The organism is Cypionkella aquatica (assembly GCF_030161095.1).
Taxonomy (GTDB): Bacteria; Pseudomonadota; Alphaproteobacteria; order Rhodobacterales; family Rhodobacteraceae; genus Cypionkella; species Cypionkella aquatica.
In genome coordinates this window covers 1-9,683 of sequence record NZ_BSPP01000022.1, presented here as the reverse complement: position 1 = coordinate 9,683, position 9,683 = coordinate 1, and the positions used below count along the sequence as shown (strand labels likewise).

Here is a 9,683-nt window from a genome sequence, read left to right as displayed (position 1 = left end):
AACCTGAAGGTCACAGGTTCAAATCCTGTCCCCGCAACCAAAAATACCAGACAGATCAAAGGCTTCAATGTTGAGCGTTTCGCTTGCGTATAGCGTTCGTCGTTTTACCTCAACGCCACCTCAACGTTTTGCGGGTCCCCCTGAAAAGTGGGGGCTTTTTGCGTTGTGGTCTTCCGAAAGGCATAGGGGCGGCGCCGGACCGACCACAGAACCGCTTCCCTTAGTTGAGATCGCTCGGGGCGCCGAATGGTGATCGACGCCCGCAGAGTGATCTGTCAGCCCCAGAACGCGTCTTCCTGCGCGGGGTCGGACGAGAACAGCCAAACCTCGAAAATCTGGCCACCGGCGATGCGCAGCATGTCGATGCCGGGCTGTTTCAGTGTGGCACCGTTGCGCATAGCTGCAAACTCAATCTCGATGGCGACCATGTCACCGTTGGCCATATACCGATGCGCCCCGGTGATGCCAAAGCTGCCCCCCGACACACCCATCATGGCCCCGAACATTGCCCCGAATTCGGCGATGCCGTTCTTGGTGCCGGAAAACTGGTTGTTGCCTGGCTGGTGCCAGATCACTTCCGGGGAAATCAGCGCGCCAAGGGCCGCCTGATCGCCCGTTTGCACAGCTTTGATATAGGCCTTGGCGATGTCGATGTTGGTCATTTTGATCCTCATGGAGTTTGAGATGGGAAGTCGCTGCTGATGGTTGCGCCGATCTGTAGAGCGGTAGATAAGTGATACATTGTCGCCTGTCGTGGTCGGATGGAGCTGAAAGATGATACTAAACGGACAATCAGCGGTGCGAGGGGCCCGCAAGGATACCCCAGTGTTCGCCTACCAGCCGCATGGGCGCGCGCTGGATGTCGAGGTGTTCAAGGTATCCGATCTGAGGCAGCGCACCTCGGCCAAGGAGATACGCACCCCGCACCGCTATGACTTTTACATGCTGGTCTGTGTCACCCATGGTCACCCCACCCAATGGGTGGATTTCCAGCCGGTCCCGTGTGCCCCAGGATCGCTGTTGGTCCTGCGGCCCGGTCAGGTGCATGGTCTGGGGGATGGTCAGGACTGGGACGGCTGGCTGGTGCTGTTCCGGTCGGAATTCCTGCCGTCCGATGCGCAGACCACCGCCGACCTGCTTCCCGTGCTGGGCCTTGACCAATTGCCCGAACATATGGTGCTGGGCGCGCAGGACTTTGACGCGACTTATGAAATGCTTGCCAGAATGCAGCAGGACGCCACGCGCACCGCGTCGCCGCAGGACATTCATGCCCTGTTGCGGTATCAACTGTGCGCAGTTCTGTTGCGGCTATGCATGGTGCATGATCACAAGATCGCGGCCGAGCCGCCTCGCAGTCAGGGGTTGCAACGGTTTGTTCGGTTCCGGAAGCTGGTCGATCAGCACTTCATGCGCTGGCACCAAGTGGCCAGCTATGCCGATGTGCTAGGCTGCACCGAGAAAAGCCTGACCCGCGCCGCGCGCGAGGCAAGCGGCCAGAACGCCAAGGCGGTCATTGCCGCCCGCATCACCTTGGAAGCTAAGCGGCTTTTGGCCCATACCGACCGGCCGATCTATCTGATCGCCGAAGGTCTGGGCTTTGCCGAGGCGACCAATTTCGCCAAGTTCTTTCGGCGCGAAACCGGGCTGACGCCCGCCGGGTTCCGCGCCGAAAACCGGGGTTAGGGGGTCTCAGCGTGCGAGGAAAGCGTCGGTGCTGATCACCTCGCCATAAGAAAACGCCAGCGCCGCCATAAGCGCCGCATGGACCTGCGGAGCGGGGGTGGCCACGCCGTCAAACGCAAGGTCCAGCGTGGCGCAGGCGTCGTGGATGGTTGTGGTCTTGTAGCCCAGATCATGGGCGGCGCGGGTGGTGGCGTCGACGCACATATGGCTCATGGCGCCCACCACGACCAAGTCGGTCACGCCGTGCTGATCCAGCAGCGCCTTCAGCCCGGTATCGCGGAACGAGTTGGGGTGGTTCTTTGTCACCACCGGCTCATCGCCCTGCGGCAGGACGGTGGCGTGGATCTTGGCCTCTTCGCTGCCTGGCACAAAGAACGGCGCGCCGGGGGCTTCGTGGCGGATGTTCACCACCAGATCGCCCTTGGCGCGGGCATGGGCCATCACGCGGGCGGCGTTTGCGGCGGCGGCGTCAATGCCATGCAGCGGCAGGTTGCCGCCGGGCCAGTATTCGTTTTGTAGGTCAACGACCAGAATGGCGCGTTTCGACATGGGATTTCCTTTCGGGGTTTGTTCCTTGCGCCCAATATGGCTGCGGGGCCATGATGCAGCGATTGGCGATATCGACAGAATCAGGGGCAATATCGACAATGACGATCTGCATCGGTATCCTGCTTTACCCGAATGCGCAGATGTCGGCCGTGCTGGGCCTGACTGATCTGTTCCAGCTTGCCGATGAAATCGCAGGCGAAACATCAGCTGTTCCCCGCATGTGCGTGCAGCATCTGACGTTGGAAGACGGCACGCCGCATCTGGTCTTTGCCAGCGATCCCGCACCCAACAGCCGCCCCGATGTCCTGATCCTGCCGCCGTCACTGGCCCAACCCATCACCGCCGCCGCTGCCGCGCCGTTGACCAATTGGCTGCGGGCCTGCCATGCCGAAGGCACCGTGTTGGCTTCGGTCTGTGCGGGGGCGTTCCTGCTGGGCGAAACCGGGCTTCTGGCCGGGAGGGCCGTCACCACCCACTGGACCCATGCACAAACGATGCAGGACCGCTTTCCGGACGCCAAGGTTGATGCAGACCGCCTGATCATCGACGGGGGCGATATCCTCTCGGCGGGCGGGTTGATGGCCTGGACCGATCTGGGGCTGAAACTGGTGGATCGCTTTCTGGGCCCCATCACCATGGCCGCCACAGCGCGGATGATGCTGGTCGATCCGCCGGGGCGGGAGCAACGATACTACAGTGGCTTCGTGCCCCGATTGACACATGGCGACGCGGCCATCCTGAAATCCCAACATGCGTTGCAAGCCAGCGAAGGCCGCGATGCAGCCCTTGGCCTGTTGGCCGAGATCGCGGGGCTGGAGCAGCGGACCTTCCTGCGGCGGTTTCAAAAGGCCACCGGGCTGACCGCCACGGATTATGCGCAACGCCTGCGGGTGGCCAAGGCGCAAGAGCTGCTGCGATTCGGTCAGAAACCGATCGAGGGGGTGGCATGGGAGGTCGGCTATTCCGACCCCGGCGCATTCCGAAAGGTGTTCTTGCGCATCGTTGGCCTGACCCCGGGTGACTATCGTCAGCGGTTCCGAAGCTAAGGGGATGGGCCACGACTTATTCAGAGACTGGGCAGGAGCAATGATCTGTCCCTTGCATCTCAGGTGGCATTGATGATATTCATCAGCAATAATGCGGCGCTTGCTTTTGGGGCGTGATACCCGTGCAAGTGCGCAGTTGCAAAGGGCCCGACATGCGGATCACTAAGGAAAAGCGCCAGGAAAACCACGATCGGATTGTGACCATCGCGTCTGAGATGTTCCGCGAGCGGGGTTTTGACGGGGTGGGCGTTGCCGACCTGATGCAGGCTGCTGGGCTGACGCATGGGGGTTTTTACAATCATTTTGCATCCAAAGAGGCGCTGATTGCCGAGGCTGCTGCCAAAGGGTTTGTCGAGACGTCTGATCGCTACGCCGACTACAGCGTCGGCGCTGTAATCGACGCTTATGTCAGCCGCGCACACCGCGATGCGCGAGGGCAGGGTTGCCCTGCGGCGGCGCTGAGTGGCGAGGCGGCTCGGTTGCCCGAGGATACGCGCAAGGTGTTCGGCGATGGCATCGCGGGGCTGTTTGCAGCGCTTGAAACGGGGTTGGCCGGGCGCGCGGATGCCCGTGCGCAGGCCATCAGTCTGTTGGCGCAGGCGGTTGGCGCGGTGGTGTTGTCGCGGGCCTGCCCGGATGGGTCGGCACTGGCGGATGAGATTCTGGATATCTGCCGGGCTGATTGCCACGCCCGCATCGAAGGCCCCGCACAATAACAAAGCGGGCCGCATCACTGCGGCCCCCATTTTGGGTCCGATTCAAGATTTAGTCCGCGACCTTGACCACGACCTTGCCCTTGGCGCGCCCGGTCTCGACATAAGCCAACGCCTCGGCCGTTTGGGCAAAGGGGAACACCTTGTCCACGACGGGACGGATCACGCCCGCATCAATCAGCTTCGCGATCTGGGTCAATTGCGCCCCATCAGCGCGCATGAACAGGAACGAATAGCTAACGCCGCGCGCGGCGGCTTTTTTCCGCACTCCCCGGCTGAGCATCCGCATCACAAATCGAAAGAACAGGTTCAGCTTCAGCGCCCGCGCGAACGGCACATCCGGCGGCCCGGAAATCGAGATCAACTGCCCGCCCGGGTTCAGGATATTCAGCGATTTGGCCAAGGTTCCCGCGTCCTGCGAGTTCAGCACCAGATCATAGCCCGACAAGACCTGTTCAAAATCTTGGCGTTTGTAGTCGATCACCACATCTGCGCCGAGGGTTTTGACCAGTTCGACATTCGCGGTGCTGGTTGTCGTGGCGACCGTTGCCCCAAGATGCTTGGCAAGCTGAATCGCAAAGGTGCCAACCCCGCCCGACCCGGCCTGAATGAACACCTTTTGGCCCGGCTTTACCCGGCCCACCTCAACCAGCGCCTGCCAAGCGGTCAGCCCGACCAGCGGGATGGATGCGGCCTGTTCCATCCTCAGGCTGGCGGGTTTCATCGCCACATCGGCTTGGTCCACGGCGATCATTTCGGCGAAAGTTCCGGTGCGGTGGTCTCGCGGGCGGGCATAAACTTCGTCCCCGGTTTTGAAATTCCGCACGTTCGCGCCGACGCGCACAACCGTTCCCGCCAGATCATGGCCAAGGATGAACGGCGGTTTATAGGGCAGGAACAGCTTGAACTCGCCGTCGCGGATCTTGCTGTCCAACTGGTTGATGGCAGTGGCTTTGATCTGCACCAGCACATCATCCGCGCCGCCCTGTGGTTCCGGCAGATCGGCCAGACGGATCGGACCCTTCTTCTTGTATTTCTCGACGATAAAGGCTTTCACTGGGTTTCTCCGGTATGAATTGACAGATCAGGCGGCCAGAAAAGCCAGCGCTTTCGGCACGAACTGATCATGGTATTGGAAGATCCCACCATGGCCGGCATCGGGATAGATGACCAGTTCGGCACCACTGATGCGGCGGGCCATGTCGTGGCTGTTCGCCGTCGGCACCATGATGTCATTGTCACCGTTGGCCACCAGAACCGGGATGCGGAGGCGCCCCAGATCCTGCGGGTCCTGCAGGCCCCATGCCTTGATCGCAGCCAGCTGGCGCAAGAAGGCACGCGGTGAGGGGCCTTTGTCACGGTCAGCCTTGCGTTCGGTCAGTCGGGCCAGAAACACCTTGGCAGCCGCGCGGCCGGTTTTGGTGCCGGCGAAGAACAGATAGGTTTTCGGGTCGCGCATCGTCAGCACGCTCTTGATGATCAGCGGCCAAGACACCGCGCCAACCCGTGCGATGCCGGTCCCGCCCGCAGGCCCGGTGCCGGTCAGGATCAGCTTGCGCACCAGTTCGGGCGCTTTCAGCGTGATATCCTGCGCGACAAAGCCGCCCAGCGAAAAACCCATCAGGTCGATCTGGTCAAAGCCCAAGGCACGGATCGTCGCAATCGCATCGCGGGCCATTTCGTCAATCGTCACTGGGGCCGATCCGTCCGACAGGCCGATCCCCCGGTAGTTCAGGGCGATCACATGGTGCGTGGCGGCCAGTCCATCCACTATCGCCGGGTCAAAATTGTCCAGCACAGCGCCCCAGTGGTTCAGCAGCACCAGTGGCACTCCGCCACGGGGTCCAAGTTCGCGGTAGGCCAGCCGGGTGCCGTTCACGGAAATGAACTGGTTGGAGGCGTCGATGTAGCGGGATGAATCGGTCATGATAGGCTTTCAGGCGATGTTGAACTGCTTGCGAAGTGTGCGGTCGAACAGCGCACGGGGCAGGAAACGACGGGCAAAGGATGTTTGCTTGGCCGCCTTGCCGGATGGATAGCGAAGCCGGGGTGCCCGGTCCTGCGCCGCCGCCAGAATTGTCGCCGCCACTGCCTCGGGCGCGTCACCCGTCGCCATCGCTGCATCAAAGGCCGTGCGATACTTTGCCAGCGTTTGCGCATAGGCTGCTACGGGCCGGTCCCCTTGGGGCGAGTTCGCCTCGATTGCGGTCTTGGTGGCCCAAGGCTCGATCACCGCCACTCGGATACCAAACCCACGCACCTCGTGGTCCAGCGATTCCGAATAGCCTTCGATCGCGTGCTTGCTGGCAGCGTAATAGGCGCCGAACGGGCCGGGTATCAGACCCATCACCGAACCCGTGGTCAGGATGCGCCCTCCCCCCTGTGCGCGCATGATCGGCAGCACCGCGTTGGTCACCCGCACCACACCCAGAAAGTTGGTGTCAAACAGCGCGCGCACCTGCTCGACAGAACTTTCCTCGGCCGCACCAGACACGGCATAGCCTGCGTTGTTCACCAGCAGATCAATCCGGCCGAGTTCGCTGTGCGCCAGCGCCACGGCCTGCGCGACAGATGCATCATCCGTCACATCGCAGGCGATCATGCGGATGCCATCCCGCACCTCATCCGCCGCCGCATTGCGGCTGGTGCCGATCACCCGGTAGCCCGCACGCGACAGGGCAATAGCCGCAGCCTTGCCAATCCCGCTGGATGCCCCGGTGATGAACGCGGTCTTCGATGCAAGCGTGGCCATGGTCTTTCCCCTTCATTCTCTATCGACGCCAGTTGCCGACACCTTGTCTGGTGGCTGATGTTTTTTTGATGACACATATCATCTTTATGCGTTTATGATTATACTCATCATTATTGTCAAGAGCGGATCGCAGGTCGAAACGCCTTCGCTTGATGGTGTTAGGCAAGGCGATTACGGGCAAGCGCGTGCTTGATCCCGCAGCACGGCATAGTCGCCAAGCATCCGGACAATTGTCGCACCTTCCGCCAGCGCGCCCACCTCATCGGCTGCGCGCATTTGCTCGGCTGCGCTGTACTCCACCACGGGTGGGTAGGGAGCCAGCCCTTCAGAACTGGCCATCGCGCATACGCTGAGCCAAAGCATCGCGATTAGCGGGGCGACGGCTGGTGGCGTCCAGCATTTGGCGTTGGATTTCATGGATTCTCTTCGATGTTGAAAGCCGCACTGCCAACCGACCTGCGCGTTCATCGGCGCGGCAAAGGTTCAACTCGAACAGGACGATGGTGAGGGCGGCCAGCAGGAGGCCCAGCGTCTTGCGCGCCGGGCCGCTGGCGAGAAGTGTGATGATCCAGCCGGTCATCGCTGGCCCCGCTTTCAGTCATCGATCCGGGGATGGATCGCGACGGCGATGCCGAACAACGCCACAGCGATGAACGCCCAGCGCAGCCTGTCGAGATAAGGCACTAAGGGCAGGATCGCGGTTTGGGTTTCCGCCAGGACTTCCTGCGCGACTTCGATAACGGCGGCGCTGATGGTCGCGACGCCTGCAGCGCCACCGCCTTTGAGAGTGCGGCTGTCGGCCAGCACTTCGCGGGCAGGCTGGGTTTCTGGCACTAAGGGAGTCGCGCGCAGGGCGAAGGGTTCTCACCAGCTACGAGCTGGTCCGAGCTCGATGTGCATGAAGCCCGAGCGGGGATAGGTGCCGAACCCGAGGAAACCAACGGCGCGGGTGGCCTCGGCGAATGCGACCGGATCGTGGTTCGACGTGGCGATATCAAAGGCGGTGCCCAGCATGTGCTTGGAGGCCGGGGCCCCGCCCACGGCGCGGTTGTGGCTGGGGCTGCGATAGCCGGAACGAACGATCAGCGGATTTCCGAGGCGGTTGCCAGGGATTGAAGCTGGTCCATCGCCTCGGTGTTGATCTCGATCGCGCTGGTGCCGCGGCATGCGATCTCGGCCGAGCTGAAGCTGGGCCAGCGCCAGGCAGATTCAGGCACGTCGCGGAAATGGGCATAGGTCGTGGTTGGCATGGTGATCTCCAGAAATGCAAAACCCGCCTCGGGGGCGGGTGGGGGACAGATTTCAGTGGTCGGTAGGTGGGTCAGTCTGTGCGGCCGCGCTGGAACGCCTCGAACATAACATCCCGCATGGGGCGGATGTTGTTCTCGATGCGTTCCAGCCTGTCAGCATCAGTCTTGCGGTCATTGGCGCGCTGCTTGTCGGTTCGCTCGCGTCCGAGGTGCAGTTCCCGGTCGAGCCGCTCCAGCATCTCCTCGTTGGTGAATGCCTTGCGGCTGACGGTGGCGGCGATGGCTAGACTGCCGCCAACCAGCGCGGTGATTGTGGCGGTCAGGCCGTTTTCGCGGACGGCCTGACCGACCTCATCCAGAATGGTGGTGCGTTCGGTCATGATGATCGCTTCAATAGTCCGCTTCGAGATAGAGGCCCGCGCAGTCGTAAACGACGGCGGCGGCTGTGGCGCCGGTGTTCAGATACAAGCGCGGCGACAGAAACTGGGTGTTGGCGGGCAGGTCGGCGGTGATCTCCTGTTCAAAGATCGCGCCAGTGACTTCGTTCACCGCCGGGACCCAGACCGACGATCCGTTCGGAGGGGCCAGGATGAATAGGGTCAGCACGCCGCCAGTTGCGATGGCAAATGCCGCGCCCATGTCCGTCAGGCTCGGTGCGCCGGTGCCGTCATTTGTGCCCAGCTGCCAGTTGGCATGAGTACCACGCTGGGGCCTGATGCCAACCGCATTGATCACCGTGGCCAGCGTCAGGTTGACGGCCAGCGCGGCGATGGAACCGTAGAGGCCAAAGACCCCAATGCCGGTCGCTTGTAGGGTAGTAGGGGGATATCCTGGTGACGAAGGTCCTGCCGCCAAGCCCCGCGGCATTGCCGCGCCAGCAGGCCCATCCGGCCTAGCGTTGTTCGGCCACCGAATCCACCACCGCAGCCGATGTCAGACGCAAGCGCCGCATGGAGGCCGCGAGCTTGGTGGCGGCTAATGTGGGGTGCGACACGGTGCCGACGTTGGTGACGGGCAGACCCTCAGTAGTGATCGTCGTCGTTATTGACGGTGACCAGTCGGCAATACGGTTCATTCCGAAATGCGGCTGCAGTGGAAATTCCCGCTCCGAGGGGCGCATTACATCGATCCACGGCGCACCGGCGCGGTTGCGCCCATAGACCGACGTCTTGCCCGAGGGCGGCTGGGCAGGCTCGGCGTTCAGACCCGGCAGCACGGTCGGCTGCGGCAGTTCCTCCTGACCATTGGTGTGATCCACCACGATTGCATCGAAGAAACTGGACCCGTTCGGGCTGACCTTGAAGCTGAAGTTGTCGTTACCCAAGAGGCCGATCAGGGCGCGGGCAGAAAATCCCGTCTTGAAAGCAAAGGCGGCATCGTTCCCTGCCGCCGCCTTGTTGACGGTGGCTTCGATCCCGGCGCCCGCGTTGTTCAAGAGGACGGCTAGCGAGTTCATCGACAGTCGGTTGAAGCTGTCGGCCTTCGCGCCACCAAGGCCCAAGAGCTGAGCCGTCAGGTTCGCCTGCGACATGCCATCCTGTGTGACGGCATTTGCGAAGTTTAGCGTTGGGGTGTTCACGACCGTCGTGCCCCCGGCCCAGCCGTGGCCGAGCCAATGTTGACGACGGTTGAATAGCCCCTAGTTTGCTAGACGCCTCGCAGTTTCTGTTTCTGCTGCTGTTCGAAGGCA

Annotated in this window: 11 protein-coding genes and 2 pseudogenes; 3 read left to right on the top strand and 10 right to left on the bottom strand. The window is 62.1% G+C overall.

Annotated features, from left to right (window positions below):
• Positions 1-275: 275 nt before the first annotated feature.
• The gene (locus tag QQJ98_RS19740; protein WP_284327009.1) at positions 276-662 is read right to left on the bottom strand and encodes a nuclear transport factor 2 family protein; all 387 of its coding nucleotides are present in this window, start codon (positions 660-662) and stop codon (positions 276-278) included.
• Positions 663-825: 163 nt separating this feature from the next.
• Between QQJ98_RS19740 and QQJ98_RS19735 the strand changes: the two genes are divergently transcribed.
• Complete coding sequence (locus QQJ98_RS19735; protein WP_284327008.1) at positions 826-1,683, top strand: AraC family transcriptional regulator; 858 nt, start codon at positions 826-828, stop codon at positions 1,681-1,683.
• A 6-nt stretch (positions 1,684-1,689) separates the two neighbouring features.
• Here the strand turns inward: QQJ98_RS19735 and QQJ98_RS19730 are convergent, their stop codons facing one another.
• Positions 1,690-2,232, bottom strand: a complete 543-nt coding sequence (locus QQJ98_RS19730) for a cysteine hydrolase family protein (RefSeq protein WP_284327007.1) — start codon at positions 2,230-2,232, stop codon at positions 1,690-1,692.
• Between the two features lie 98 nt (positions 2,233-2,330).
• Between QQJ98_RS19730 and QQJ98_RS19725 the strand changes: the two genes are divergently transcribed.
• Both QQJ98_RS19725 and QQJ98_RS19720 read left to right on the top strand, forming a co-directional pair.
• Complete coding sequence (locus QQJ98_RS19725) at positions 2,331-3,278, top strand: GlxA family transcriptional regulator (protein ID WP_284327006.1); 948 nt, start codon at positions 2,331-2,333, stop codon at positions 3,276-3,278.
• Between the two features lie 152 nt (positions 3,279-3,430).
• Positions 3,431-3,994 (top strand): TetR/AcrR family transcriptional regulator, encoded by a 564-nt coding sequence (locus QQJ98_RS19720; protein WP_284327005.1) that lies wholly within the window; start codon positions 3,431-3,433, stop codon positions 3,992-3,994.
• A 49-nt stretch (positions 3,995-4,043) separates the two neighbouring features.
• On the opposite strand, the gene QQJ98_RS19715 is transcribed toward QQJ98_RS19720, so the two are convergent.
• From QQJ98_RS19715 to QQJ98_RS19670, 8 genes and pseudogenes are all read right to left on the bottom strand, one after another.
• The gene (locus QQJ98_RS19715; RefSeq protein WP_284327004.1) at positions 4,044-5,048 is read right to left on the bottom strand and encodes an NADP-dependent oxidoreductase; all 1,005 of its coding nucleotides are present in this window, start codon (positions 5,046-5,048) and stop codon (positions 4,044-4,046) included.
• 27 nt (positions 5,049-5,075) lie between these two features.
• A complete protein-coding gene (locus QQJ98_RS19710) occupies positions 5,076-5,918 on the bottom strand; it encodes an alpha/beta fold hydrolase (protein WP_284327003.1) in 843 nt (280 codons plus the stop codon).
• 9 nt (positions 5,919-5,927) lie between these two features.
• On the bottom strand, positions 5,928-6,743 hold the full coding sequence (locus QQJ98_RS19705; protein WP_284327002.1) for an oxidoreductase: 816 nt from the start codon (positions 6,741-6,743) through the stop codon (positions 5,928-5,930).
• Between the two features lie 171 nt (positions 6,744-6,914).
• The gene (locus QQJ98_RS19700; protein ID WP_284327001.1) at positions 6,915-7,082 is read right to left on the bottom strand and encodes a hypothetical protein; all 168 of its coding nucleotides are present in this window, start codon (positions 7,080-7,082) and stop codon (positions 6,915-6,917) included.
• Positions 7,069-7,323, bottom strand: coding sequence for a hypothetical protein (locus QQJ98_RS19695; RefSeq protein WP_284327000.1), 255 nt, complete (start codon positions 7,321-7,323; stop codon positions 7,069-7,071). Before QQJ98_RS19695 ends, QQJ98_RS19700 begins: the two co-directional genes overlap by 14 nt.
• A 14-nt stretch (positions 7,324-7,337) precedes the next feature.
• Positions 7,338-7,993 (bottom strand): annotated as a pseudogene (locus QQJ98_RS19825) (YcbK family protein).
• 71 nt (positions 7,994-8,064) lie between these two features.
• A complete protein-coding gene (locus QQJ98_RS19675; RefSeq protein ID WP_284326996.1) occupies positions 8,065-8,373 on the bottom strand; it encodes a hypothetical protein in 309 nt (102 codons plus the stop codon).
• 10 nt (positions 8,374-8,383) lie between these two features.
• Positions 8,384-9,631, bottom strand: a pseudogene (locus QQJ98_RS19670) (DUF2793 domain-containing protein); the annotation flags it as partial.
• Positions 9,632-9,683: the final 52 nt, after the last annotated feature.